Origin of the sequence: Pseudomonas sp. 28 E 9, assembly GCF_900004785.1 — a bacterium.
Classification (GTDB): domain Bacteria; phylum Pseudomonadota; class Gammaproteobacteria; order Pseudomonadales; family Pseudomonadaceae; genus Aquipseudomonas; species Aquipseudomonas orientalis_A.
In genome coordinates, this window is record NZ_CVTK01000055.1 from 82,981 (window position 1) to 107,411 (window position 24,431).

At 60.3% G+C, this 24,431-nt stretch carries 22 protein-coding genes; 8 read left to right on the forward strand and 14 right to left on the reverse strand.

Features of this window, described 5'->3' with window-relative positions; translation table 11 throughout:
- Positions 1-14: 14 nt before the first annotated feature.
- A complete protein-coding gene (locus tag BFQ00_RS23940; RefSeq protein WP_065934937.1) occupies positions 15-1,055 on the reverse strand; it encodes a DUF2066 domain-containing protein in 1,041 nt (346 codons plus the stop codon).
- A gap of 341 nt (positions 1,056-1,396) precedes the next feature.
- Here BFQ00_RS23940 and purM point away from each other — a divergent pair, with 341 nt between their 5' ends.
- The 4 genes from purM to BFQ00_RS28650 all read left to right on the forward strand — a co-directional run bounded on the left by purM (position 1,397) and on the right by BFQ00_RS28650 (position 4,991).
- Positions 1,397-2,455 (forward strand): phosphoribosylformylglycinamidine cyclo-ligase, encoded by a 1,059-nt coding sequence (gene purM / locus BFQ00_RS23945; RefSeq protein WP_065884495.1) that lies wholly within the window; start codon positions 1,397-1,399, stop codon positions 2,453-2,455.
- Positions 2,456-2,466: 11 nt separating this feature from the next.
- On the forward strand, positions 2,467-3,117 hold the full coding sequence (purN, locus tag BFQ00_RS23950) for a phosphoribosylglycinamide formyltransferase (protein ID WP_065935006.1): 651 nt from the start codon (positions 2,467-2,469) through the stop codon (positions 3,115-3,117).
- A gap of 8 nt (positions 3,118-3,125) precedes the next feature.
- Entirely contained in the window at positions 3,126-3,839 is a 714-nt protein-coding gene (locus BFQ00_RS23955) for a DUF3108 domain-containing protein (protein ID WP_065884494.1), read from the forward strand.
- A gap of 963 nt (positions 3,840-4,802) precedes the next feature.
- Positions 4,803-4,991 (forward strand): hypothetical protein, encoded by a 189-nt coding sequence (locus BFQ00_RS28650; protein ID WP_065893744.1) that lies wholly within the window; start codon positions 4,803-4,805, stop codon positions 4,989-4,991.
- Between the two features lie 93 nt (positions 4,992-5,084).
- Here the strand turns inward: BFQ00_RS28650 and BFQ00_RS23960 are convergent, their stop codons facing one another.
- The 7 genes from BFQ00_RS23960 to BFQ00_RS23990 all read right to left on the reverse strand — a co-directional run bounded on the left by BFQ00_RS23960 (position 5,085) and on the right by BFQ00_RS23990 (position 13,376).
- Complete coding sequence (locus tag BFQ00_RS23960) at positions 5,085-5,630, reverse strand: DUF2058 domain-containing protein (protein WP_057011833.1); 546 nt, start codon at positions 5,628-5,630, stop codon at positions 5,085-5,087.
- Between the two features lie 25 nt (positions 5,631-5,655).
- Positions 5,656-6,489 carry a nucleoside triphosphate pyrophosphohydrolase gene (mazG, locus tag BFQ00_RS23965; RefSeq protein ID WP_065934938.1) on the reverse strand — a complete coding sequence of 278 codons (834 nt, stop codon included), beginning with the start codon at positions 6,487-6,489 and terminating at the stop codon, positions 5,656-5,658.
- A gap of 140 nt (positions 6,490-6,629) precedes the next feature.
- The gene (relA, locus tag BFQ00_RS23970; RefSeq protein WP_065884492.1) at positions 6,630-8,873 is read right to left on the reverse strand and encodes a GTP diphosphokinase; all 2,244 of its coding nucleotides are present in this window, start codon (positions 8,871-8,873) and stop codon (positions 6,630-6,632) included.
- A 120-nt stretch (positions 8,874-8,993) separates the two neighbouring features.
- The gene (rlmD, locus tag BFQ00_RS23975; RefSeq protein WP_065934939.1) at positions 8,994-10,346 is read right to left on the reverse strand and encodes a 23S rRNA (uracil(1939)-C(5))-methyltransferase RlmD; all 1,353 of its coding nucleotides are present in this window, start codon (positions 10,344-10,346) and stop codon (positions 8,994-8,996) included.
- Positions 10,346-11,248 (reverse strand): cysteine synthase CysM, encoded by a 903-nt coding sequence (gene cysM, locus BFQ00_RS23980; protein ID WP_065884490.1) that lies wholly within the window; start codon positions 11,246-11,248, stop codon positions 10,346-10,348. Before cysM ends, rlmD begins: the two co-directional genes overlap by 1 nt.
- 629 nt (positions 11,249-11,877) lie before the next feature.
- Positions 11,878-12,477, reverse strand: a complete 600-nt coding sequence (locus BFQ00_RS23985; RefSeq protein ID WP_065934940.1) for a tRNA-uridine aminocarboxypropyltransferase — start codon at positions 12,475-12,477, stop codon at positions 11,878-11,880.
- Positions 12,478-12,482: 5 nt separating this feature from the next.
- Entirely contained in the window at positions 12,483-13,376 is an 894-nt protein-coding gene (locus tag BFQ00_RS23990; protein ID WP_065884488.1) for a LysR family transcriptional regulator, read from the reverse strand.
- 154 nt (positions 13,377-13,530) lie between these two features.
- Between BFQ00_RS23990 and speB the strand changes: the two genes are divergently transcribed.
- Positions 13,531-14,481 carry an agmatinase gene (speB, locus tag BFQ00_RS23995; RefSeq protein WP_065934941.1) on the forward strand — a complete coding sequence of 317 codons (951 nt, stop codon included), beginning with the start codon at positions 13,531-13,533 and terminating at the stop codon, positions 14,479-14,481.
- Between the two features lie 166 nt (positions 14,482-14,647).
- Complete coding sequence (locus BFQ00_RS24000; RefSeq protein WP_065934942.1) at positions 14,648-16,030, forward strand: sodium:solute symporter; 1,383 nt, start codon at positions 14,648-14,650, stop codon at positions 16,028-16,030.
- 70 nt (positions 16,031-16,100) lie between these two features.
- Here the strand turns inward: BFQ00_RS24000 and BFQ00_RS24005 are convergent, their stop codons facing one another.
- From BFQ00_RS24005 to BFQ00_RS24010, 3 genes are all read right to left on the reverse strand, one after another.
- On the reverse strand, positions 16,101-18,179 hold the full coding sequence (locus BFQ00_RS24005) for an FAD-dependent oxidoreductase (RefSeq protein ID WP_065934943.1): 2,079 nt from the start codon (positions 18,177-18,179) through the stop codon (positions 16,101-16,103).
- A 388-nt stretch (positions 18,180-18,567) separates the two neighbouring features.
- The gene (locus tag BFQ00_RS30195; protein WP_017737772.1) at positions 18,568-18,690 is read right to left on the reverse strand and encodes a PA1414 family protein; all 123 of its coding nucleotides are present in this window, start codon (positions 18,688-18,690) and stop codon (positions 18,568-18,570) included.
- 143 nt (positions 18,691-18,833) lie between these two features.
- Positions 18,834-19,727, reverse strand: a complete 894-nt coding sequence (locus tag BFQ00_RS24010; protein ID WP_065884484.1) for a putrescine utilization regulator PtrR — start codon at positions 19,725-19,727, stop codon at positions 18,834-18,836.
- Between the two features lie 104 nt (positions 19,728-19,831).
- On the opposite strand from BFQ00_RS24010, the gene BFQ00_RS24015 reads away from it, so the two are divergent.
- Positions 19,832-21,031: an MFS transporter gene (locus BFQ00_RS24015; protein WP_065934944.1), complete on the forward strand. Its 1,200-nt coding sequence runs from the start codon at positions 19,832-19,834 to the stop codon at positions 21,029-21,031.
- Here the strand turns inward: BFQ00_RS24015 and BFQ00_RS24020 are convergent.
- The 3 genes from BFQ00_RS24020 to BFQ00_RS24030 all read right to left on the reverse strand — a co-directional run bounded on the left by BFQ00_RS24020 (position 20,943) and on the right by BFQ00_RS24030 (position 23,870).
- Positions 20,943-22,385 (reverse strand): NCS1 family nucleobase:cation symporter-1, encoded by a 1,443-nt coding sequence (locus tag BFQ00_RS24020; RefSeq protein WP_065934945.1) that lies wholly within the window; start codon positions 22,383-22,385, stop codon positions 20,943-20,945. The genes BFQ00_RS24015 and BFQ00_RS24020 overlap by 89 nt on opposite strands.
- A gap of 197 nt (positions 22,386-22,582) precedes the next feature.
- Entirely contained in the window at positions 22,583-22,981 is a 399-nt protein-coding gene (locus BFQ00_RS24025; protein WP_065896258.1) for a DUF2177 family protein, read from the reverse strand.
- A 52-nt stretch (positions 22,982-23,033) separates the two neighbouring features.
- Positions 23,034-23,870, reverse strand: coding sequence for a CvfB family protein (locus tag BFQ00_RS24030; protein WP_065884480.1), 837 nt, complete (start codon positions 23,868-23,870; stop codon positions 23,034-23,036).
- A gap of 324 nt (positions 23,871-24,194) precedes the next feature.
- Here BFQ00_RS24030 and BFQ00_RS24035 point away from each other — a divergent pair, with 324 nt between their 5' ends.
- The gene (locus BFQ00_RS24035; protein WP_003193095.1) at positions 24,195-24,374 is read left to right on the forward strand and encodes a hypothetical protein; all 180 of its coding nucleotides are present in this window, start codon (positions 24,195-24,197) and stop codon (positions 24,372-24,374) included.
- Positions 24,375-24,431 lie beyond the last annotated feature (57 nt).

The following is a 24,431-nucleotide window of genomic DNA, read 5'->3' on the forward strand; positions in this document are numbered from 1 at the left end:
ACCCACTTATTCATTTACCAATGAAAACGTAACTGCGCCTGAGGCTCAGGCGCCGCGGCCGGTTGTGCGCCGTCGGCCGGCGGTTGCTGGACCTGGGCTTCACCGGCCGGCACTTCCTGCAATTTGGCCAGGCTCAACTGAGTGCGCAACTGGTCGGCGCTGCCATTGACGCGATACACAATACGATCGCCCTCCACCCGCTGCGGCTGACCACCAAAGGGCTCCAGCAATCGGCCCAGCACGGCATAGCGCTCCAGGTTCATGCCTTGCACCTCAAGCAACTGCTCGGAGCTGACCCCCGGCTTGACCGCAAAGCGCGGTGCCAGCGTCTGGCTGACGGCGAGCAATACGGCGTCGGCGACGGCGGCGGTGTCAGCCCCCTGGACGCTGCCCTGCTCGGTCTTTTCGCCCAGCCACAGACGCCATTTGGCCTGCCACTGGTTGCCCTCCTGGCGTGCATGAACGGCCAGCAACGCATCGGCGCCATAACGTTCGGAGGCGGCGCGCAGCGGCGTGGCGTCTGCGCTTTCCAGGTTCGGCGCAGTGGCGACGACCTGTTCGTCCAGGTCACCCAGCGGCAGGCGCAGCGGCAAGCCACGGTGCTGGGCCGCCCGGCGCAGCGTCTGCGCCACCGCCTGGCCGTCGCCGACCAGGCTGCTGCCGTCAGTCGAGTCGTTCAGCCACCAACCGAGGATCGAAGGTCGATTGCTGCCCCAGATCGCTAACCCGGCGTCACGCAAGGCGCGATCGGTGCTGACCGGGTCGAAATCCACTTGCAGGCTTTCCGGCGGGCCGGCGTCGTAGCCGTATTGGCTGATGATTTGCTGCGGGTCCTTGCGGATCGCCGCCAGGCCCGGGCCTTCGGCGGCCTTGGCATCGCCGGTCAGGCGAATGACCAGGGTCTGCACGGCGCGCTGGGTGGCCTGGTCGCGCTCTTGGGGCGACTGGCTGCTGACCGGTTCGAGGACTTGATAGAGGCCATTGAGGGTTTCGGCATGACTCGCCAGGCTGACCAACGACAAGCAGCCTACAAAAAAGAATTTACACAGACGCATGGAAGATTCCCGAACGACAAATTTAGCGGCTGGAACAGACCGCGTGATCTCGGTTTGGCAAAGCTGTGACACAGCGACCGGTAAAACATTCACGGGTCTCGGCAAGTTTTCATACTGTCATAACGATAGCGGGTTCAAGGCTATACCTTAATACGCTGCATTACCGCGCCGATTCCGCATTTTTTAAGCTCATATGCCCTGCCCGTCGGCCCGAGGATGGCCGCTGCCCCTCAAGCCTGATAAAATCGCGCGCCTTCGCAGACCGTCAACGGCTGGGCCTTTTACCAAAAGTGCCTGCCGGCTCGGTCGTTACCCCTGAATCCCCCCTAAAGGCCTGGATCATGAGCAAGCAACCCTCCCTGAGCTACAAGGACGCCGGTGTAGACATCGACGCCGGTGAAGCATTGGTCGAACGCATCAAGAGCGTCGCCAAGCGCACTGCGCGCCCCGAAGTCATGGGCGGCCTGGGCGGTTTTGGCGCCCTCTGCGAAATCCCGGCCGGCTACAAGCAGCCTGTACTGGTCTCCGGCACCGACGGCGTGGGTACCAAGCTGCGCCTTGCCCTGAACCTGAACAAGCACGACAGCATCGGCATCGACCTGGTTGCCATGTGCGTCAACGACCTGGTGGTATGCGGCGCCGAGCCGCTGTTCTTCCTCGACTACTACGCCACCGGCAAGCTCAATGTCGAGACCGCGACCCAGGTGGTCACCGGCATCGGCGCCGGCTGCGAACTGTCGGGTTGCTCCCTGGTGGGCGGCGAAACCGCTGAAATGCCAGGCATGTACGAAGGCGAAGACTACGACCTGGCAGGCTTCTGCGTCGGCGTGGTGGAAAAAGCCGAGATCATCGACGGCTCCAAAGTGGCTGCCGGCGACGCCTTGCTTGCCCTGCCATCATCCGGCCCGCACTCCAACGGCTACTCGCTGATCCGCAAGATCATCGAAGTGTCCGGCGCCGACATCGAGAACATCCAGCTCGACGGCAAGCCACTGACCGACCTGCTGATGGCCCCGACGCGCATTTACGTCAAGCCACTGCTCAAGCTGATCAAGGACACCGGCGCCGTCAAGGCCATGGCCCACATCACCGGCGGCGGCTTGCTGGACAACATCCCACGCGTACTGCCAAAAGGCGCCCAGGCGATTGTCGACGTGGCCAGCTGGCAGCGCCCTGCAGTCTTCGACTGGCTGCAAGAGAAAGGCAACGTCAACGAAACCGAGATGCACCGCGTGCTCAACTGCGGCGTGGGCATGGTCATCTGCGTGGCCCAGGAACACGTTGAAACCGCGCTGAACGTATTGCGTGAAGCCGGCGAACACCCTTGGGTCATCGGCCAGATCGCCACGGCTCCCGAAGGCGCAGCCCAGGTTGAACTGAAGAACCTCAAGGCCCATTGATGCAAGCGCGGATGCCCGCGACACGTGATGTCGTGGTGCTGCTTTCCGGCACCGGCAGTAACTTGCAGGCGCTGATCGACAGCACACTGACCGGCGACAGTCCGGTGCGCATCGCTGCGGTGATTTCCAACCGCAGCGACGCCTATGGCCTGCAACGTGCCAGGAACGCGGGTATCCAGACCCGCTCGCTGGATCACAAGGCGTTCGAAGGTCGCGAGGCCTTCGACCAGGCCTTGATCGAACTGATCGACGCCTTCGAGCCCAAGCTGGTGGTGCTCGCCGGCTTCATGCGCATTCTCAGCGCCGATTTCGTGCGCCATTACGAAGGGCGCCTGCTCAATATCCACCCGTCCCTGCTGCCCAAGTACAAAGGCATGCACACCCATCAGCGCGCCCTCGATGCCGGTGACAGCGAGCATGGCTGCACCGTGCACTTTGTCACCGAGGAACTCGATGGCGGGCCTCTGGTCGTACAGGCAGTGGTTCCGGTAGAGTCAGGCGACTCGGCGCAGACGCTTGCGCAACGGGTTCACACCCAGGAACACAGGATTTACCCGCTGGCCGTTCGCTGGTTTGTCGAGGGTCGGTTGATTCTTGGTGAACAGGGAGCATTATTGGACGGTCAGTTACTCGCGGCCAGCGGCCACTTGATTCGAACCTAGGAGATTTTATGCGTCGCGCCCTGCTTTTCGCTTTTGCGCTGTTCGCTCTGCCTGCCGTGCAAGCGGCAGACCTTCACCCCTTCTCCGTCAGCTACACCGCCGACTGGAAGCAACTGCCCATGAGTGGTTCGGCTGAACGCAGCCTGACCAAAAACGGCGACGGCACGTGGACCTTGAACTTCAAGGCCTCGATGATGATTGCCAGCCTGACCGAAACCAGCGTGATCGTGTTCGACAAGGACACCCTGCAACCCAAGAGCTACAGCTTCGAGCGCGGCGGCCTGGGCAAAGCGAAGAAGATCAACCTGGATTTCGACCAGGCAACCAAGAAAATCACCGGCTTTGAAAACAAGGACCCGGTTAACGTCACCCTCGAAAGCGGCATGCTCGACAAGTCCACCTATCAACTCGCGCTTCAGCGCGACGTGGCGGCCGGCAAGAAAAGCATGAGCTACCGAGTAGCCGAAGGCACTGACGTCGATACCTACGATTTCCGCGTCATTGGCCCGGAAAAGGTCCAGACCAAGGTGGGCGCCATCGACGCGATCAAGGTTGAACGCGTGCGTGACCCTTCCCAGAGCAAGCGCATCACGCAGATGTGGTTTGCCAAGGACCAGGGCGGCATTCTGGTTGCCTTGCGTCAGGTTGAAACGGATGGCAAGGAATACAACATCATGCTGCAGGATGGCACTGTTGACGGTAAGGCTGTCAAAGGTAGCTGATTGGCCTGATGAGTTGAAAAGAGCCTCGCTGAATGCGGGGCTTTTTTTCGCCTGGGTATTTGCTGTGAAGCTTCTGGCCCCATCGGGGCATAGGTATCTACACAGCTTTGATATGACACCGACATGTGGCGAGGGAGCTAGCTCCCCATGGCGGCCTCTGGGCTGGCCAGGATGTTAGTGTCGATCCCGGTCCAAATGTGGGAGGGGGCTTGCCCCCGATGGCGGCCTCAGGGCCGACCAGGATGTTAGTGTCGATCCCGGTCCAATGTGGGAGGGGGCTTGCCCCCGATGGCGGCCTCTGGGTCGACAAGGATTTTGAGTCGATCCCGGTCCAAATGTGGGAGGGGGCTTGCCCCCGATGGCGGCCTCTGGGCCGACCAGGATGTTGGATCAGATCGAGTACATATCCGTTTCTGCGGTAACGGCTGCTTAGGGTTCCGCTTTTACAGCGGCTCACTTTTGAAAAGCGCAAAAGTAAGCAAAACGCTCTTACCCCACCACTTGGCACCTCGCCTAGGCTCGGTGTGCCCGAACGCAGGCTTGAATCCGTGGGCCGCCGCCACGCGCCATCCATGGCGCGGGGCGGCTAACCCGGCGTCCTGCCGGGTTACCCACGGATTCAAGCCTGCGTTCGGCCAGCGTGGTTTAACGGGGCGCCTGAGATCAAAAGCAGATCAAGAGCAAGAGCGGCTCGCTTCGCATCGTGGTTACGGTTGGGCGCTGCTGAGTTGTGTAGATACCTATGCCCCAGATGGCGTCAGTAACCTGCCCCAAACATGAAACTTTTGTCATCTAACCCACCCCCCTGCGACCAAATGCCACGGTTTACAAGGCCTGCAGCACTGTTGCGTTTCCTGCAATGAATTGTTGCACGCAAAACCGGTTTACTTAGCAAGCTAACAAATCATATAACAAAGGCCTGCGACGACTTGCCGCAGATCAACCAGAGATTGGAGCAAGCAGATGACTGTAAAAGTAACTGAACGCGACGATGAACATATGTCCCACGAAGCACTAGGCCACGGGATTCACATCTGGGATGTACATCAACAAGATTTGCTGGTCGGTATGTTTCACAACGAGAGCGATGCTCATAATTATAAAAACGAACTTGAATCGCTTGAGATGAAACGCCAGGCACAAGGCTCCTGAAATTCCGAAATCGCGTAGACGTCCGGCCCACGCAGCCGGGCCGCCTGCAAACGAAAACCCCGCCTGTTGGCGGGGTTTGTCGTTTCTACAGCCTTACCACATCAGATCATCCGGGATCTGGTAGGCGGCGTAGGGATCGTCCTCATCCGGCACCTGGCTTTCGGTCAGGAGGTTTAGCTGCACGATACGCTCCGGCGCGCGCTCCTGGATCTTCAGCGCGGCTTCGCGCGGGATCACTTCGTAGCCGCCGCCGTGGTGCACGATGGCCAGGGAGCCATTGCTCAGTTTATTGCGCATCAGCGTGTTGACCGACAGGCGCTTGACCTTCTTGTCATCCACGAAGTTGTAGTAGTCCTCGGTGGTCAACTTTGGCAGCCGCGAGGTTTCGATCAATTGCTTGACCTGGGCCGTACGGGCCTTGGCCTCGGCTTTTTCCTGCTGCTGGCGGTTCAGCTCCTGATCGCGCTTGACCTTCTCGGCGTGCGCCTCGGCGGCCAGGCGCGCCTGGGTGTCATCGACCTCAGCCTGGCCCTTGTGGACCAGGCGCTGCTGTTTCTGCTTCTCTTTGCCGACCTGCTTGGCCTGCTTTTGATTGACCAGACCTGCTTTGAGCAACTGGTCGCGAAGGGAAAGGCTCATGGTGCTTACTCACTTGGGCAACTGCTCAACCGCAGCTGGATATAGTCTTTTCCTGGCGTTTGGCTTCGCCCCACAGGGCGTCCAACGTTTCGAGGGTGCAATCTTCTATGGGTTGGTGCGTGTCGCGCAATGCCTGTTCGATAAATCGGAAACGTCGCTCGAATTTGGCATTGGCACCGCGCAGCGCGGTTTCAGGGTCGAGCTTGAGGTGACGGGCGAGGTTGACCGCTGCGAACAACAGGTCACCCACCTCATCGGCAATCGCCGCCGAGTCGTTATCGGCCATGGCTTCGAGCACTTCATCCAGCTCTTCGCGGACGTTATCCACCACCGGCAACGCCGACGGCCAGTCGAAACCCACCTGGCTGGCGCGCTTTTGCAATTTGGCGGCACGGGACAGCGATGGCAAGGCGGTGGGCACATCATCAAGCAGGGACAGTTGCTCGGGCGCGTCGGATTTTTCCGCACGTTCCTCGGCCTTGATCTGCTCCCAGCGCTGCTTGACCTGCTCCTCGCTCAACTGCGGGATATCCAGCGGTGCGTAAAGATCGCCGGTAGGGAACACATGGGGATGACGCCGGATCAGCTTGCGGGTGATGCCATCGATCACGCCGGCAAATTCGAAGCGCCCTTCTTCGCGTGCCAGCTGGCTGTAATACACCACCTGGAACAGCAGGTCGCCCAGCTCGCCTTGCAGATGATCGAAGTCGCCGCGCTCGATGGCATCGGCCACCTCGTAGGCTTCTTCAAGGGTATGCGGCACGATACTGGCGTAGGTTTGCTTGATGTCCCACGGGCACCCGTATTGCGGGTCGCGCAGGCGGTTCATCAGGTGTAGCAGGTCGTCTAGTGAATACATCGATCTCTTTCCACTGAAGATCCAGTGTGGGAGGGGGCTTGCCCCCGATAGCGGTGGGTCAGTCAATATAAGTGCCAACTGACCCTCCCTCATCGGGGGCAAGCCCCCTCCCACATTTTAATCCGCGTTCATCCAGCTGTTCATGGAGTGCGATTGCGCCGCGTCTCAATGATGTTCGGCAGCTGGGAAATCCGTCCCAGCAGCCGCCCCAGCGCGTCGAGTCCCGGAATCTCGATGGTCAGGGACATCAGCGCGGTGTTGTCCTCCTTGTTCGAGCGGGTGTTGACCGCGAGTACGTTGATCCGCTCGTTGAGCAGCACTTGCGAGACGTCACGCAGCAAACCGGAACGGTCGTAGGCGCGGATGATGATGTCCACCGGATAGGTGAGCACCGGCACCGGGCCCCAGCTGACCTGGATGATCCGCTCCGGCTCGCGCCCGCCCAGTTGCAGCACCGAGGCGCAGTCCTGGCGGTGAATGCTCACGCCGCGGCCCTGGGTGATGTAGCCGACGATGGCGTCGCCCGGCAACGGCTGGCAGCAACCGGCCATTTGCGTCATCAGGTTGCCCACGCCCTGGATCTGGATATCGCCGCGCTTGCCGGGTTTGTAGCCGGTGGCCTTGCGCGGGATCAGTTCCAGCTGTTCGTTGCCGCGCTCCGGCTCCACCAGTTGCTGGGCCAGGTTGACCAATTGGGCCAGGCGCAGGTCGCCGGCACCGAGGGCGGCGAACATGTCTTCGGCGATCTTCATGTTGGCCTTTTCGGCCAGCTTGTCGAAGTCCACCTGGGGCAGGCCCAGGCGCGCCAGTTCGCGTTCGAGCAGGGTCTTGCCGGCGGCGACGTTCTGGTCGCGGGCCTGCAGCTTGAACCAGTGGACGATCTTCGCCCGTGCCCGTGAGGTGGTGATGTAGCCCAGGTTCGGGTTCAGCCAGTCGCGGCTCGGCGTGCCGTGCTTGCTGGTGATGATCTCGACCTGCTCACCGGTTTGCAGGCTGTAGTTGAGCGGCACGATGCGCCCGTTGATCTTGGCGCCACGGCAGTTGTGGCCGATTTCGGTGTGCACGCGGTAAGCGAAGTCCAGCGGCGTGGCGCCCTTGGGCAGGTCGATGGCGTGACCGTCGGGGGTGAAGATGTAGACCCGGTCCGGTTCGATATCCACGCGCAGCTGTTCGGCCAGGCCGCCGATGTCGCCGAGTTCTTCGTGCCACTCCAGTACCTGGCGCAGCCAGGAGATCTTCTCTTCGTACTGGTTCGACCCGGCCTTGACGTCGGTGCCCTTGTAGCGCCAATGGGCGCAGACGCCCAACTCGGCCTCTTCGTGCATGGCGTGGGTGCGGATCTGCACTTCGAGCACCTTGCCCTCAGGACCGATCACCGCCGTGTGCAGCGAGCGATAGCCGTTTTCCTTGGGGTTGGCGATGTAGTCGTCGAACTCTTTGGGAATGTGGCGCCACAGCGTGTGGACGATCCCCAGCGCGGTGTAGCAATCGCGCATTTCCGGCACCAGCACACGCACGGCCCGTACGTCGTAGATCTGGCTGAACGCCAGGCCCTTGCGCTGCATTTTGCGCCAGATCGAATAGATGTGCTTGGCGCGCCCGCTGATGTCGGCATCGACGCCGGTGGCCTGCAGCTCGGCACGCAACTGGCCCATCACGTCGCTGATAAAGCGCTCGCGGTCGAGCCGCCGCTCATGCAGCAACGTGGCGATCTGTTTGTATTGATCGGGTTCGAGGTAGCGGAAGGACAGGTCCTCCAGCTCCCATTTGATGTGACCGATGCCCAGGCGGTGCGCCAGCGGCGCGTAGATGTCGAAGACTTCGCGGGCAACGCGGTTGCGTTTTTCGTCGTCGGCGGTTTTCACCGCGCGGATCGCGCAGGTACGTTCGGCCAGCTTGATCAGCGCGACGCGGACGTCGTCGACCATCGCCACCAGCATCTTGCGCAGGTTTTCCACCTGGCCCTGGGTCCCCAGCACCATGGACTGGCGCGGGCTGAGGCTGGCACTGATGGCCGCCATGCGCAGCACGCCGTCGATCAGCTTGGCCACCACTGCGCCGAAACGCTGGCTGACGGTCGGCAACGGGATGTGCCCTTCGCGCACGCCGCGATAGAGCACGGCGGCAATCAGCGAATCCTGGTCCAGCTTGAGATCGGCGAGGATCTCGGCGATTTCCAACCCGGTACGAAAGCTTGAAGTGCCCTCCGCCCACAGGTTCTTGGCCGCATTGTCCTGCTGTTCAGACTCGCGAGCGAACTCGCAGGCTGCTTTCAAGGCTTCACGGTCCAGTGCCGGGTCGACACTGACGGCATGATCCAGCCATGCCTCGAGATTGATACTGCCGTCGGTGTTGATCGGCTGGTGTGCTCTCACCTGTACCATCTTGCTTACCTTCCCTACGACGCACCTTGGATGCGCCAAAAATCATCGCCGACCTTGCTGCAGATTCCCTGGCAGTTCACGGCCCTGGAGACTGCAGGCCAGTCGGATTAAACGGGCATCCTAGCCCGCTTCAAATAACGCCATGGCCTCGACATGCGCTGTCTGCGGAAACATGTCGAGGATCCCGGCACGCTTTAGCCGGTAGCCTTGCTTGACCAACTCAACCGTGTCCCGCGCCAGCGTCGCCGGATTGCAGGACACATACACCAGGCGCCTGGCCCCCAGGGTGGCAAGTCTGCGCACAACTTCCTGGGCACCGTCGCGCGGTGGGTCCAAGAGTACCGCAGAAAAGCCCTGTTTGGCCCATTCCGCGTCAGTCAGGGGCTGGGACAAATCGGCCTGAAAAAACCGTGCATTATGCAAATTGTTGCTTAGGGCATTCTGTGCCGCACGCTCCACCATGGTCTGCACGCCTTCCACGGCAACGACTTCGCGGACCTGCCTGGCCAGTGGCAGGGCAAAATTGCCCAGCCCGCAAAACAGGTCCAGCACCCGTTCATCGGCTTGCGGCGCCAACCATTCCAGGGCCTGGGCGACCATCGCCTCGTTGACCCCGGCATTGACCTGCACAAAATCACCCGGCCGGTACGCCAGCTCCAGGTCCCACGCCTCCAGGCGAAAGCCGAGCGCCCTACCCGGCTCGACCGGCTCCGGCTGGCCCTCGCCCTGCAGCCACAACTGGGCATCATGGAAGGTGCAAAACTCTTTCAACACCTGCATGTCCGCCTCGGACAGCGGTGCCATATGCCGCAGCAACACGGCGATGGCCGTACCACTGAACAACTCCACATGCCCCAACGCCTGAGGCTTGCTCAAGCGGCGCAGCATGTTCGGCAGACGCTGCATGATCGGTTGCAAGGCCTGTACCAGTACCGGGCAATCATCGATGGCGACGATGTCCTGGCTGGCCACGGCGCGGAAGCCCACTTCAAGCTGCTTCGCCTTGGCATCCCAGCGCACGGCCACACGGGCGCGGCGTCGGTAGCCGAACTCCGGCCCGCTCAAGGGCGCAGCCCACGCTTGCGGTTCGACACCGGCCACACGGGACAATTGCTCGGCGAGCATGCGCTGTTTCAGCGCAAGTTGTTCGGCATGGGGCAGGTGTTGCACGCTGCAGCCGCCACAGCGGCCAAAATGCGCACACGGCGCCGGACGGCGCAGTTCGCTGGCCGTGAACACACGTTCGGTGCGCGCCTCGACCACCTTGCCGTGGGCGCCCAGCACCCGCGCTTCGACTTCTTCACCGGCCAGCGCACCGTTGACGAACCAGGTGCGCCCTTCGAAGAACACAATGCCGCGCCCGTCATTGGCCAGGCGTTCGATGGTCAGCCGTTGTTTCTTGCCCACGGGAATCTGAGGGGCCCGGCTGCCGCCCGTCGGTTGAAAGCGCAGGCCTCTCTCGTGCTTGGCCATCAGTTGGGTTCGTCGAAGATGCCGGTCGACAGGTAGCGGTCGCCTCGGTCACAGATGATCGCGACGATCACCGCGTTTTCCACTTCTTCGGACAGGCGCAACATACCGGCCACCGCACCACCGGACGACACACCGCAGAAGATGCCCTCTTCACGGGCCAGGCGGCGGGTGGTGTCTTCGGCTTCACGCTGGGCCATGTCGATGATGCGGTCCACGCGCGTGGCGTTATAGATCCTGGGCAAATACTCTTCGGGCCAGCGGCGGATACCGGGAATGGCCGCGCCTTCCATCGGTTGCAGGCCGACAATCTGAATCGCCGGGTTCTGCTCCTTGAGGTAGCGCGAATTGCCCATGATGGTGCCGGTGGTGCCCATGGAGCTGACGAAATGCGTGATGGTGCCTTGGGTCTGGCGCCAGATTTCCGGGCCGGTGCTGGTGTAGTGCGCTTCGGGGTTATCCCCGTTGGCAAACTGGTCCAGCACCAGGCCACGGCCTTCGGCGGCCAGGCGTTCGGCGAGGTCGCGCGCGCCTTCCATGCCCTCTTCCTGGGTAACCAGGATCAACTGGGCGCCATACGCGGTCATCGCCGCCTTGCGCTCGGCGCTGCCGTTGTCGGGCATGATCAGCACCATCTTGTAACCCTTGATCGCGGCGGCCATGGCCAGGGCGATCCCGGTATTACCCGAGGTGGCTTCGATCAGCGTGTCTCCCGGCTTGATCTGCCCGCGCAGTTCGGCGCGGGTAATCATCGACAGCGCCGGACGATCCTTGACGGACCCGGCGGGGTTGTTGCCTTCAAGCTTGAGCAACAGGGTATTGCTGGTGTCACCCGCCATGCGTTGCAAGCGGACCAGGGGTGTGTTGCCGACGCAATCGGCGATTGTTGGGTACTGCAAGGTCATGGCGTATTCGCAATCCAGACTGCGGGGGCGGACATCATACCGGGAAAGGTCGGCGGGCCATATCACGCAAAGTGCGGTGCTTATGGCTTATAGGAATAAGGAAGAAGTGGGGTGCCTGTGAGGGCGCCATCGGGGGCAAGCCCCCTCCCACATTCGACCGCATTCTCATGTTGGAACGCTGTCAACAGTGGGAGGGGGCTTGCCCCCGATGGCGGCCTCTGGGCCGACCAGGATGTTGGATCAGATCGCGTACATATCCGTTTCTGCGGTCACGGCTGCTATGGGTTCCGCCCTTACGGCGGCTCACTTTTGAAAAGCGCAAAAGTAAGCAAAACGCTCTTGCCCCACCACTCGGCACCTCGCTAATGCTCGGTGTGCCCGAACGCAGGCTTGAATCCGTGGGCCGCCGCAATGGGCCATCCATGGCCCAGTGCGGCTAACCCGGCGTCCTGCCGGGTTACCCACGGATTCAAGCCTGCGGTCGGCCAGCGTGGTTTAACGGGGCGCCTAGGATCAAAAGCAGATCAAGATCAAGAGCGGCTCGCTTCGCATCGTGGTTACGGTTGGGCGCTGCTGAGTTGTGTAGATACCTATGTCCCGATAGCCGCACCGCGATACCCCGCCTGCCCCTAATCCCCACCGCCATGATTTCTCTGAAAAACCTCCTCCCCCATCGCCGCAATCTGCCCCTCGATCAACGCTTCAAAAGGCTTGAGCAACGTCTCGAACGATGCCGGCGCTTCCAGTACCTGCAACGCCTGCGCGATCGCTTCGACCGTCGACAAGGCGCCAGGTCCCGGCGCCTTGCGCAAGCGATACCGGGAGACGCCGCCATCGGCCAGCGTCACCCGAGGCAAGGCCGCCAGCAACGGGTTGAGGTGCAGCAACTTGCGCGCCTTGCGCCAGGTGCCGTCGGGCACCACCAGCAACAGCGGCTGATCGTCTTGTGCGTAGGCTTGCAGGGGTTGGGCATCGTCGGCCGGAAACAACAGCCGCGCCTGATAGCCGGGCGGGTTCAACAGGGTCGCCAGGTCATCGAACACCTCCCCCACCACCCACTGCGCATTGTTCAACCCCAACGCCGCCAGCCGCGCGGTATTAAGCGCGTGGTTGACCTCGCTCGGATGCTGCAGCAGTAACACACGGGTGCGACTGTCGAGACGCGGAATCAGCGGGCACAGGCAGTGGCTGACGGGCCTGAGACAATGGGAACACTGGGGTCTGGACATGTTTTTCAGGCCTGGTTGAGCTGGGCTTTAAGTAAATCGCGAAACGTCTGGATCAGCGGCTCGCGGCCTCGCCCCCGGCGCATGATCATCGAAAACGGCGCCTGGTAGCCGAAGGTGGCCGGCAGCAGTACGCGCAGGTCGCCCTTGTCGGCCCAGGCCTGGGCGTAGTGCTCGGGCAGGTAGCCGATGTAGGCGCCGGACAACACCAAAATCAGCTGCGCCTCCATGCTCTCCACGGTGGCCGCGCTGTGCTTGAAGCCGTGGCGCGCGAGTTCGGCCTGGCTCCAGTAACCACGCCCGACCATACGTTGCTGGGTGATGACCTGCTCGGGGATACGCCGCTCGTTGAACAACGGGTGCCGGGTGCTGCAATACAGCCAGTGCTGCTCCCGGTACAGCGGCATGTAGATCAGCCCGCTCATGCGGTTGGAAAACGCGCCGATGGCCAGATCCAGGCGATTGTCCTGTACCCCCAGTTGCAGTTCATAAGGACTCATCACCGACAGATGCAAATGGACTGCCGGGTGTTCGAGGCTGTAGGCACCGATCACCTCAGCGAACGGCAGCGCTTTGTCGCTGACCGTGGAGTCGAGCACACCGAGCTTGAGGGTGCCGCGCAATTCGCCCTTCAACGCGGCGGCATATTGTTCGAAGCCTTCCAGTTCGCCCAATAAACGCAAGGTCTCCTGATAAAACAGCTCGCCCTTGCTGGTCAGGCTGAAACCGCCGCGCCCACGATGGCACAGCACCAGGCCCAACGCCGATTCCAGCTGGCTCATATAGGTGCTGATGGCTGACGTCGACAGGTTGAGTGCGTGTTGCGCGTTGGCGAACCCCTGGTGTCGCACAACGCTGACGAAGATGCGCAGCAGTTTCAGGTCGGGCAAGGCGTTGGCCATCAAATCTCCGCAGGCTCTCTCATTTGAACCGAGTTTACCCCAGGCGTTAGTTTAGAAAAATCTGAACTAAGTATTTGCCTCTGCCGATTCTTCCCCGCCCCCGCTTTTTACAGAATCGGCCTCCTGATAAACACAGCAACGATGAGGCAATCCCGTGGACAAGATTTTCCACCAACCACTGGGCGGCAACGAAATGCCGCGCTTCGCCGGCATCGCCACCATGATGCGCCTGCCCCACCTGCAAACGGCCGAGGGCCTGGACGCGGCCTTCATCGGCGTGCCCCTGGACATCGGCACCTCGCTGCGCGCCGGCACCCGCTTCGGGCCTCGGGAAATTCGCGCCGAGTCGGTGATGATCCGCCCTTACAACATGGCAACCGGCGCTGCGCCGTTCGATTCGCTGTCGGTTGCGGATATGGGCGACGTGGCGATCAATACCTTTAATCTCCTCGACGCCGTGCGCATCATCGAACACGCCTACGATGAAATCCTCGAGCACGCCGTCATCCCCCTGACCCTGGGCGGCGACCACACCATCACCCTGCCGATCCTGCGGGCGATTCACAAGAAACACGGCAAGGTCGGGCTGGTGCACATCGACGCCCACGCCGACGTCAACGACCATATGTTCGGCGAGAAAATCGCCCACGGCACTACCTTCCGCCGCGCCGTGGAAGAGGGTTTGCTCGACTGCGACCGTGTGGTGCAGATCGGCCTGCGCGCCCAGGGCTACACCGCTGAAGACTTCAACTGGAGCCGCAAGCAGGGCTTCCGCGTGGTCCAGGCCGAAGAGTGCTGGCATCACTCGCTCGCGCCGTTGATGGCCGAAGTGCGCGAAAAGGTCGGCGGCGGCCCGGTGTACCTGAGTTTCGACATCGATGGCATCGACCCGGCCTGGGCACCGGGCACCGGCACGCCGGAAATCGGCGGGCTGACCACCATCCAGGCGATCGAGATCATTCGTGGCTGCCAGGGCCTGGACCTGATTGGTTGTGATCTGGTGGAAGTTTCGCCGCCCTATGACACCACCGGCAACACCTCGCTGCTGGGTGCCAACCTGCTGTATGAAATGCTCTGTGTATTGCCCGGCGTGACGCATCGCTGATCAGCGCGTACACGCCTTGAACAGAATAAAAAGCATGGCCGCACTCTGAAAAACCCGGGGACTTCCAAGGTCCCCAATCACCGATGTACCTGACCTTGGCTCGCGCGCTTGCCGAGCCGACTGCCGCCTGATCGTCCATAAAAAATATAATCGGAGAATCACCGTCATGGCTTTGGATCTATTTGTCGTCCTCATCTACGCCGCCGGCATGCTGGTGCTCGGCTACTACGGCATGCGCCGCGCCAAGACCCATGAAGACTATCTGGTGGCCGGGCGCAACCTGGGGCCATCGCTGTATATGGGCACCATGGCCGCCACGGTATTGGGCGGCGCCTCCACCGTCGGCACTGTTCGCCTGGGTTATGTGCACGGTATTTCCGGTTTCTGGCTGTGCGCCGCGCTGGGCGCGGGGATCATTGCGCTGAACCTGTTCCTGGCCAAACCGCTGTTGAAGCTGAAAATCTTCACCGTCACCCAGGTCCTGGAGAAACGCTACAACCCCATGGCTCGCCAGGCCAGCGCAGTGATCATGCTGGCTTACGCACTGATGATTGCAGTGACCTCGATCCTGGCCATCGGCACTGTGCTGCAAGTGCTGTTCGGCCTGCCGTTCTGGATCTCGGTGCTGCTGGGCGGTGGCGTGGTGGTGGTGTATTCGACCATCGGCGGCATGTGGTCGCTGACCCTGACCGATATCGTGCAGTTCGTGATCAAGACGGTTGGACTGATGTTCATTCTGTTGCCGATCTGCCTGTACCGCGTCGGCGGCTGGGATGAACTGGTGGCCAGGCTGCCGGCATCGAGTTTGAGCTTCACCGCGATTGGCTGGGACACGATCATTACCTACTTCATGATCTACTTCTTCGGCATCCTGATCGGCCAGGATATCTGGCAGCGCGTATTCACCGCTCGCGACGAAAAGGTTGCGCGGTACGCCGGCACCTTCGCCGGGTTCTATTGCATTGTTTATGGCCTGGCATGCGCATTGATCGGCATGGCGGCGCATGTGCTGATCCCGGAACTGGATAACGCCAACAACGCGTTCGCGGCCATCGTCAAAGCCTCACTGCCGGACGGCATTCGCGGCCTGGTGATTGCCGCAGCCCTGGCGGCCATGATGTCCACGGCCAGCGCCGGCTTGCTCGCCGCCTCCACCGTGCTGACCGAAGACGTGTTGCCACGGTTGCGCAGCGGCAAGCAGTCGAGCCTGGGCGTCAACCGCTTGTTCACCCTGCTGACCGGCATCGCCGTGATCGGCATCGCACTGGTGGTGAACGATGTGATCAGCGCCCTGACCCTGGCCTATAACCTGCTGGTGGGCGGCATGCTGATCCCGCTGATCGGAGCAATCTTCTGGAAACGCGCGACCACCGCAGGGGCGATTACGTCGATGGGCCTGGGGTTCCTGACCGCGCTGGTATTTATGTTCAAGGACGGGCTGGATGCAAACACGCCGATTTATTACAGCCTCGCGGTCGCGTCGGTGAGTTTTGTGCTGGTGAGTGTGGTGTCGCGTAAACCGGGCGCCGTGGTGGCAGGCGTGGCTTGACCCCGTCCGGGCTTTAGAGCGGTTTCTTCAGCGGGTGCGACGGCGAATGTCACACCCGTTTTTTTGTCCCTCAATGGTCAGACGTTCTGGCCAGGATGATCTCCTGAACCAAAGAGGCCCACACCAATCCCTGGGTAGTGCCGCCGGCATATGTGCCTCCGGCCGCGATTTGATGGTAGGCGGACCAATACACGATCGAAAGCCCATCTGAAGTACCCGGCCTCGCACATTCGATTATTTGCAGGTCACTTTTTTCGACGGCTCTGCGGTAAGACTGTGGAAAATGCCGAGCAATAGCAGCAAGGCACGCCGCGAGTACTTGCTCTTTATATTCAAGCGTTGATCCAGACGGAACCTGCCCGCCGGAGACAAGAATGCAATCCCCGTCCAGGCGGCAATTCATGACACCGACGGGTAGATCGTACTGCAACTCGAGCCCGCGCATTTCGGCACCTTCATGTCCAATCGCGGGCAGTTTGAAAAACCAACCGATGATCGCGATCACGTTGGGTTCCTCTACGCCCATGGCAGTGACAACGAAGTGATCTTTGCTCAGTTCACAAATGTGTTCCGACGTCAAAAGCCTGGACCGAAACTGAACCCCCGCACGTTGCAAAAGCCTCTCCAACTCCAGAATCAGATCGTCGAATGCCACCTCGTAGCCGGATACTTCTATAGCCCGGCCGACACCTTGAACGCCGTAACTTGCCTGGATTTGCGTTTGACTGATCTCTGCAACTTCACCTCCTGGCTTGCCGCTCGGCCAAGGACGGCGTTCGATATCGCGCTGTTCGCGTATCGCGCCTTCTACATCAGTGGTATCGCCTATATAGGCTCTTACAATCCGCGCGTGGGCAAAGGGTGCCAGTGACGGGTTGTCAGCCAGAAGTTTTTCAAACAATTCAATGCCTGCTCGGTTGCATTCAACGGCCAAATGCTGATTTCCGCAGAGCAGGTACTGATTATGGAGCGGCTTTGCCGTCGTCTCCGTCGCTGACAGGTGACGCATGTTCACCTGCTTGTGGCTGGCGCCATCGCTCTGCCGGTTGCGGCCGTATACGTCGACTTGATAATTGGCCAGGCGAAACATCACGGCTTGAAAAAGGCCGTTGATCCCTCTGCCGATGATCGACACGCGTGGCGCATCGGCCTCTATCTGCTGAACGGGAATCGCCAATGACTGTACAACTTTGCGCCTGGCAAGATCGTGCAAAGCCGTCAAGCTCAATTGGATTGCGACGGCATAGTCGAGATCGCACTGGCAGGCTTCTGCAGTTGCCGCCTGCGCCGTCAGCGTCGCCGGTTTGCGCCACGTGGAGACACTACAGCCGAGCTTTTGCGCGCGCACTCGAAACGCGTCCAATGTGACGAGCCCATAGTCCAATACAAGCTGGATGCCCTCGGCTCGCGCCAGGGCCTGCAAAGCGTCATCGCTGAACACGTCCGGTTTGGCGACGCAAACAACGCGAGCCTCTTTGTGCAGACATTGAATAAGGGCACGGTCAATACGACGGGTGGAGTCCTTAGTCAGAGATAAACACAGAGCGACTGCACGGGCCCCCTTCATCGCCTCGAACCAGTCGACTACAAATGACACCCGGCTGTTTTGGGAGACTTTTCTGCCAAGTGCCGAAGGGCAGCGGCTTAACACCTTAATTCGAACATCCGGGTCTCGATCAAGGAGTAACGTGACAAGTTCCTGGCCGACATTGCCATATCCCAGCACGCAGATGTCACGGGGTATCGAGCCATCGGCCAATGTCAGCCAGCGCGCAATATAAGCAGCGACATGCGGCGCGTTCACACCGGGCGTGTTGACCACTTGAATCCCTTTGGATGCGCACAGGTCCAGTCGAACCTTATCGAGGCTTGTCCCCCTGCGAATCAGATGCAGGTTTCCAAATGGGTGGGCTGAACGCCAGAGGTCTATGACGTCTGCATCCATGGCTTGGTCCCCAACAACGATTGTTGCTGGACGCAAAAGCCCGATCTGGGTGAGCAACGCCTGCTTGGTTATTGTCGGGGAGAGAAACACGATGTTGTCCGGAGCATCAGCTTTCCAGCCTCTGGAAACCGGCGCGATATGTAAAATGCTCTCGGTTGTGGCGATCAAGGATGCGGCGACGGGCGGAACGGGAAAGCGCGTCATGGCTTAGTCTCCAATAACTCTGACTTAGTAATGCCCCGAAGAGAGGTTTTATAAAGTTTGGAGTTACGGAAGCGGCCGTTCTCTATTCCTGGGTTTTGTTTGACCTTTCCACAAAGAATTGCAACAACCGATGAAATTCCGTAACGGAAGTCAACCTACGCTCATCTTTTAAAATGAATAAGCCAGCCAATTCTGACGAGCGAGTAGCCCAATTCCGACATTTGAAGGCGAGAGATGTAAGGCGCTTTAACCGATCTTCGTGCCTGCCACAAACGAAATATGGGAGCAAACCTGCTCGCGAATGCAGTAAACCAGTCAACTACTTATCGACTGACTCACCGCATCGCGAACAAGCCCGCTCCCACACGAATACCGGGTTGGCTGGGGATCAACGCCGACGTGGGCGGCGTTGCTCGTCATCGGTACGAATCGGCACCGGCTGCAGTGGAGGCTCGATCAAGCCCAGCGCAACGCCAAGATCATGGAGCCAGGTTTGAATTTTCTCTTTCATGATTTGCCCCCTTTGAGGGTAATGCGGGTAGACGCCTGTCTTGTCGCCCTTTCCTACACTGATAGTAGCCCTAAGTCCTATGTATTGCTTGCGCGAAACCACAACGAACTATTACTGAATGGATCAGAATCCTGTCGATTCGTTCAAGCAATCTCGCGCCTGTCTTGCACGCTCTCTGCCTGGCTCGCCTGCTGCAGCTCGATCCATGCATTGAGGTTAGCGCCGAGCATACCCTTTCGCCACATCAACCAGGTGGTGGCAGTGGCAAAAGGCCCAGTCAGCGGATGAACGGACACACTGTCCTTGCCCGGCAGGCTCTCGAGCATGGATTCGGACATCAACGCCACGCCTGAGCCGGCGATCACACAAGCCAGCATGCCCTGGTAGGACTCGATCTCGATGGCGCGACCCATGGCCACGCGCTCGTGGGAAAACCAGGTCTCCAGGCGGGTGCGATAGGCGCAACTGCGGCGGAACGTGAAAACCGAGCGGCCGGCCACGTCCTGGGGGCCGCGCACCGGCGGGTGATCGGCCTCGCAAATGATCACCAGGCGCTCTTCGCACAGCGGCACGCCGTCCAGCGTGGCAATCGTCAACGGACCATCCACCAGCGCCGCATCCAGCCGCCCGGTGATCAAGCCTTCGAGCAGTTCGCCGCTCGGCGCGGATTGCACCTGCAAATTCACCATTGGATAGGCCTTGTGATAACGCGCCAATAGCCTGGGCAAGTGAATCGCCGCCGTGCTGTACATGCTGCCGAGCACAAAATCACCCGCCGGTTGCCCGCCCTGCACGGCGCCATGAGCTTCATCGTGCAGGGCCAGTAGACGGGTGCTGTAGTCCAGCAGCACTTTACCCGCAGGAGAAAGCTGCAAACGCTGGCGTTCACGCACAAACAGCTCGACGCCAAGCTGTTCTTCCATTTGCTTGAGCCGGGTCGACAGGTTCGACGGCACCCGGTGCAGGCGCTCGGCGGCGCGGGTGATGGAGCCCTCTTCCGCTACCGCCTGGAAGATGCGCAGTTGACTGAACTCCATAGCCTTTCTCCAAAACTGAACAAGTTGCTCACTATTATTCATTTTTACAGAAAGTCAATCCGCTTTAGCCTGAAGGTCTTCGCTTTCTCGCAGGACACGTGCACATGTCACCGCTGATTCGCTTAACCGCCAGCTTTGTCGCCCTGATGATGGCCATGGGCATCGGCCGCTTTGCCCTTACCCCGCAGATGCCGCATTTGCTCAGCGAAGGTCAGATCGACCTGACCGGCGCCGGGTTGATCGCGGCCGCCAATTACCTGGGTTACTTCGTCGGTGCGGTGGACTCGATCTTCGCCCGCAGTCATCACCATATTAAAGGGCGCTTGTACGGCGGGTTGTGGCTCTGCGTGCTGCTGACCCTGGCGTCCTGTTGGGCCCACGGCTTTTGGCCGCACCTGCTGCTGCGTTTCGGCACCGGAGTCGCCAGCGCCTGGGCCCTGGTGATGATTACCAGCCTGAGCCAGCCGCTGGCGATTGCCGCTGGCAGGCCACGCCTGGGAGCGCTGGTGTTCGCAGGACCTGGCTTGGGCATTGTGCTCACCGGACTGCTGGCGCTGGGGTCCAACCTATTGGGGCAAAGCTCCGCAACGCTGTGGTTGGTGTATGGCGCGGTGGCACTGGTGATGCTGCTGGCCATCCTGCCCTTCCTGCCTGCGCCGACCACGCTGGCTGCGCCCGCCTCCAACGCGGGTAATAACGGCAGCATCGCGCACTTGGGCTGGATCTACTTCCTGTTCGGCCTGGGCTACATCATTCCAGCGACTTTCCTGTCGCAGATGGCCACTGCGCAGTTCAAGGGCGCCTGGCAAGCCGACTTGTTCTGGCCGTGCTTTGGCCTGGCCGCTGCGATGGGCGTGGTGATAGCCAGCCTGCGCCGCAAGGACCCGAACACCACCCGGCGCTGGCTGATGACCACGCTGTGGCTGCAGGCGGCCGGCGTATTCACGTGCCTGCTGGGCAATGCCTGGGGCCTGGCGCTGGGAGTATTGCTGTGCGGCGCACCGTTTCTGGCGTGCATGCAATTGGTCATGGCGCGCCTGCGCGAGATAGCGCCCCACGGCTATCAGCGCAGCACCGGCTTGTTGACGGCCAGCTTTGCAATCGGCCAATTGAGCGGGCCGCTGCTGGCCTCGGTGAGCAGCCACTTGAGCGGCGGCCTGCAACCGGCACTGGTGATTGCCGGTTGCGGCCTGTTGGTGGCCGGCGGTGTCGTGCTCAGCCAGCGACCAGAGGGGTCGGCAAGCGCCCCTGCTCACGCCGTGCCAGTAGCAGAAAAAACAGCCCTCCCAGGAAGCAGCCGGTAAACCAGGCGAAATTGGCCATGACTTGCAATGCCGGCGTGAAGGTGATGGCGACGCCCACCAGCGTCGCCGGTACCAAGGCCTTGACCGCCGTCCAATTCACCCCGCCGTCGAAGTAATAGCGTCCGCTCGGGCTGTCATCGAACAGCGCATCCACGTCGATCTGCTGCTTTTTGACCAGGTAAAAATCCACCAGCAGGATGCCGAACAGCGGCCCGATAAACGCGGCCAGGATGTCCAGGGTGTAGTGAATCATCAGCGGGTTATTGAACAGGTTCCACGGCGTGATAAAGATCGACGCCACGGCGGCGATCATTCCACCCGCACGCCAGCTGATTTTGCTCGGCGCAATGTTGGCGAAGTCGAACGCCGGCGAGACAAAGTTGGCGACGATATTGATGCCGATAGTGGCGGTCACGAACGCGAAGGCGCCCAGCAGCACGGCCATGCTGTTGTCGATGCGCGACACCGTGGCGATGGGGTCATGCAACATTTCGCCAAATACTGGCAGCGTGCCCGAGACGATCACCACGGTTACCAGGGAGAAGGCCAGGAAGTTCACCGGCAGGCCCCAGAAGTTGCCACGGCGCACGTCCTGCATGCTGCGGCAGTAGCGGCTGAAATCGCCAAAATTGAGGGTAGGCCCGGAGAAGTACGACACCACCAGCGCCGTCGCCACGATCACCTGACCGATGGCCTGCCAGCCCGACAGCGACTTTTCCGCCAGGGTAAAGCTGATATTCGCCCAGCCCGCTTTCCACACAATCCAGCCGGCCAGGGCAAACATCACCGCATACACCACCGGGCCGGCCCAGTCGATAAAGCGGCGGATGGATTCCATGCCGGCCCAGAACACAGCGGCCTGCAGCACCCATAACGTAAGAAAGCCGAACCAGCCCAGGTACGACAACCCGGCAAAGTGCGGCTCTGCATACACAGCCATCGACGGGAAAAAGCGCAGCACCACGATGATCAAGGCACTCGACGCCAGGTAGGTCTGAATGCCGTACCAGGCAACCGCGATCAGGCCACGGATCACCGCAGGAATATTCGCACCAAATACACCAAATGCCAGGCGGCAAATCACTGGATAAGGCACCGCCGCCTGCTGACTCGGCCTGGCCACCAGGTTGGCGATCAGTTGCACAATGCAAATGCCCGCGAGCAAGGCGATCAACACCTGCCAACTGGCCAGCCCCAGGGCGAAAAGGCTGGCGGCGAACACGTAGCCGCCGACGCTGTGCACGTCGCTCATCCAGAAGGCGAAGATGTTGTACCAGGTCCATTTCTGCGGCAGTGGGCCCAGGTCCTGGTTATACAGCCGTGGGCTGTAGCCGTTGGGCAATTGGTCGGTCATCGCGGGACTCCTCGTAATATCGCCCTGCGTTGCCGTAGCGATATGCATACGGTACGCAGTATGGGTTGTATACGAGGCAGTCAGCAGAATGCATGCCAATGGCACACAATGCCCGTGGAACGGTGTTCCAAAGACATTATAAAGGTTTAGATAGAACAGCTATGCGCAGCAACGGTGCAAGACAATCCTGTACACAATCACTGACGCACCCGTTGTGCACACAGGAAGCCGACTGTGCAACAGATCGCCGTGAGAACAGTACCCCACGCCATGTCCATTACCGCCAGGCCGGCGGACCAGCCTTGCAGCGTGGCCCAATTGCTCAGGTCGTAAGTGCCATAGGCCACCAACCCCAGCAAGGCCCCCAAACGCGCAGCGCGTTGCCAGCTCGCGCTGGGCAAGACAACGAATATCACGCAACCGAGGACATACAGCAGATAGAACACGACGGCGGGTAACAGCCGGGGCTGATCGAGCATCAGCGAGCCGAGCAGGCTCTTATAGGTAGGCCCCATCAGGACGCCCAGCCAGAGGCCGTCCAGCACCAGGAAGGCGACCAGCGTACCGAGGTAGGCAAACAAGGTTTTCTTCGACATTTGACCATCCACTGTAGGAGCAAGCGTGCTCCTACAGCAGAGCCGGCCGCACTCAGCTTAGTTCAATGCGATCGGCATGAATCACAATCTGCCCCTGCTTGTAGAGCGCACCAATGGCCTTTTTGAAGTTGCCTTTGCTCACGCCGAACAAGTTGCTGATGACGGCGGGATCGCTTTTATCACTGACCGGCAAGGTGCCGTTGTTGTCACGCAATTTGGCGAGGATCTTCGAGTTGAGGCTGGAAGCCGCTTCCTGGCCGACCGGCTGCAGGCTCAGGCTGATGTTGCCATCGGCGCGGATCTCTTTGATAAAGCCTTTCTCTTCCTTGCCCGGGCGCAGGAACTTGAACACTTCATTCTTGTGGATCAGGCCCCAGTGTTTGTTGTTGATGATCGCCTTGAAGCCCATGTCCGTGGCTTCGGCCACCAACAGGTCGACTTCCTGGCCCACCTGGTAATTGGCCGGCGTTTTGTCCAGGTAGCGATCAAGGCGCGCGGTGGCGGTGATGCGCCGGGTGTGCTTGTCGAGGTAGACATGCACCACGCAGTATTCACCGGCGCTCAGCTGACGTTTTTCTTCCGAATAAGGCAGCAACAGATCCTTGGGCAGCCCCCAATCGAGGAACACACCGATGCTGTTGACTTCCACCACTTTCAAACTGGCAAATTCGCCCACTTGAACTTTGGGTTTTTCAGTGGTGGCGATAAGTTTGTCATCACTGTCCAGATAAATGAAAACGTTAAGCCAGTCTTCATCTTCACTGGGAATGTCCTTGGGGATATACCGATTAGGCAAGAGGATTTCACCGTCTTGCGCACCATCCAGGTACAAACCAAAGTTAGTGTGTTTAACCACTTGCAAGCTGTTGTAGCGCCCGACTAAAGCCATTTCCAGATACCCTCATTGCGTGGGCGGCATTCTACCCGAGTTGAGCCAGACACGCGCGCGTGCCTGAAAAATCCGCAGGCCGACGTGGCACTGCAATGGCAGTGCCCCGCTCGTCTGATCAATCCTGCGAATTTTACCCGTCGCCAGCGCCTGCACGTTTCAAGCTTTCGAGTTAAAACAGTCAGTTAGCGGGTTATTGGGTTGATCAAGTTCGGTCTTTTGCAGAGGCGACATTTAATTCCCAGGGGATATTTGCCAAGCAATTGTCAAGTAATTCCTGTACGATGCCTGGCCAAGTTAATTTTCTACAGGTTAGTGGCCGCCATGCGCGTAAAAGCATCCAACAGCAAAGCAAAGCCAGCTCCCGCCGTTGAAACCAGCGAATCGATCAACAGCCAGATTGCTGCGTTCCTCAAGTCCGGTGGCGAAATCCAGCAAATTGCCAAGGGCGTGAGCGGCCAGACTTTCGGCCCGTCCAAGCAGATCAGCCTGGGCAAAAAGTAATACCCGCGCAACGCACCTGGTCCCTAAGCGTCTTGCCTTCAAGGCGCTAGGACTAGA

Coding starts and splice junctions, on each gene's coding strand:
- BFQ00_RS23940 (WP_065934937.1), bottom strand. CDS start 1,055: ATGCGTCTGTGTAAATTCTTTTTTGTAGGCTGCTTGTCGTTGGTCAGC.
- purM (WP_065884495.1), top strand. CDS start 1,397: ATGAGCAAGCAACCCTCCCTGAGCTACAAGGACGCCGGTGTAGACATC.
- purN (WP_065935006.1), top strand. CDS start 2,467: ATGCCCGCGACACGTGATGTCGTGGTGCTGCTTTCCGGCACCGGCAGT.
- BFQ00_RS23955 (WP_065884494.1), top strand. CDS start 3,126: ATGCGTCGCGCCCTGCTTTTCGCTTTTGCGCTGTTCGCTCTGCCTGCC.
- BFQ00_RS28650 (WP_065893744.1), top strand. CDS start 4,803: ATGACTGTAAAAGTAACTGAACGCGACGATGAACATATGTCCCACGAA.
- BFQ00_RS23960 (WP_057011833.1), bottom strand. CDS start 5,630: ATGAGCCTTTCCCTTCGCGACCAGTTGCTCAAAGCAGGTCTGGTCAAT.
- mazG (WP_065934938.1), bottom strand. CDS start 6,489: ATGTATTCACTAGACGACCTGCTACACCTGATGAACCGCCTGCGCGAC.
- relA (WP_065884492.1), bottom strand. CDS start 8,873: ATGGTACAGGTGAGAGCACACCAGCCGATCAACACCGACGGCAGTATC.
- rlmD (WP_065934939.1), bottom strand. CDS start 10,346: ATGGCCAAGCACGAGAGAGGCCTGCGCTTTCAACCGACGGGCGGCAGC.
- cysM (WP_065884490.1), bottom strand. CDS start 11,248: ATGACCTTGCAGTACCCAACAATCGCCGATTGCGTCGGCAACACACCC.
- BFQ00_RS23985 (WP_065934940.1), bottom strand. CDS start 12,477: ATGTCCAGACCCCAGTGTTCCCATTGTCTCAGGCCCGTCAGCCACTGC.
- BFQ00_RS23990 (WP_065884488.1), bottom strand. CDS start 13,376: ATGGCCAACGCCTTGCCCGACCTGAAACTGCTGCGCATCTTCGTCAGC.
- BFQ00_RS24000 (WP_065934942.1), top strand. CDS start 14,648: ATGGCTTTGGATCTATTTGTCGTCCTCATCTACGCCGCCGGCATGCTG.
- BFQ00_RS24005 (WP_065934943.1), bottom strand. CDS start 18,179: ATGACGCGCTTTCCCGTTCCGCCCGTCGCCGCATCCTTGATCGCCACA.
- BFQ00_RS30195 (WP_017737772.1), bottom strand. CDS start 18,690: ATGAAAGAGAAAATTCAAACCTGGCTCCATGATCTTGGCGTTGCGCTG.
- BFQ00_RS24010 (WP_065884484.1), bottom strand. CDS start 19,727: ATGGAGTTCAGTCAACTGCGCATCTTCCAGGCGGTAGCGGAAGAGGGC.
- BFQ00_RS24015 (WP_065934944.1), top strand. CDS start 19,832: ATGTCACCGCTGATTCGCTTAACCGCCAGCTTTGTCGCCCTGATGATG.
- BFQ00_RS24020 (WP_065934945.1), bottom strand. CDS start 22,385: ATGACCGACCAATTGCCCAACGGCTACAGCCCACGGCTGTATAACCAG.
- BFQ00_RS24025 (WP_065896258.1), bottom strand. CDS start 22,981: ATGTCGAAGAAAACCTTGTTTGCCTACCTCGGTACGCTGGTCGCCTTC.
- BFQ00_RS24030 (WP_065884480.1), bottom strand. CDS start 23,870: ATGGCTTTAGTCGGGCGCTACAACAGCTTGCAAGTGGTTAAACACACT.
- BFQ00_RS24035 (WP_003193095.1), top strand. CDS start 24,195: ATGCGCGTAAAAGCATCCAACAGCAAAGCAAAGCCAGCTCCCGCCGTT.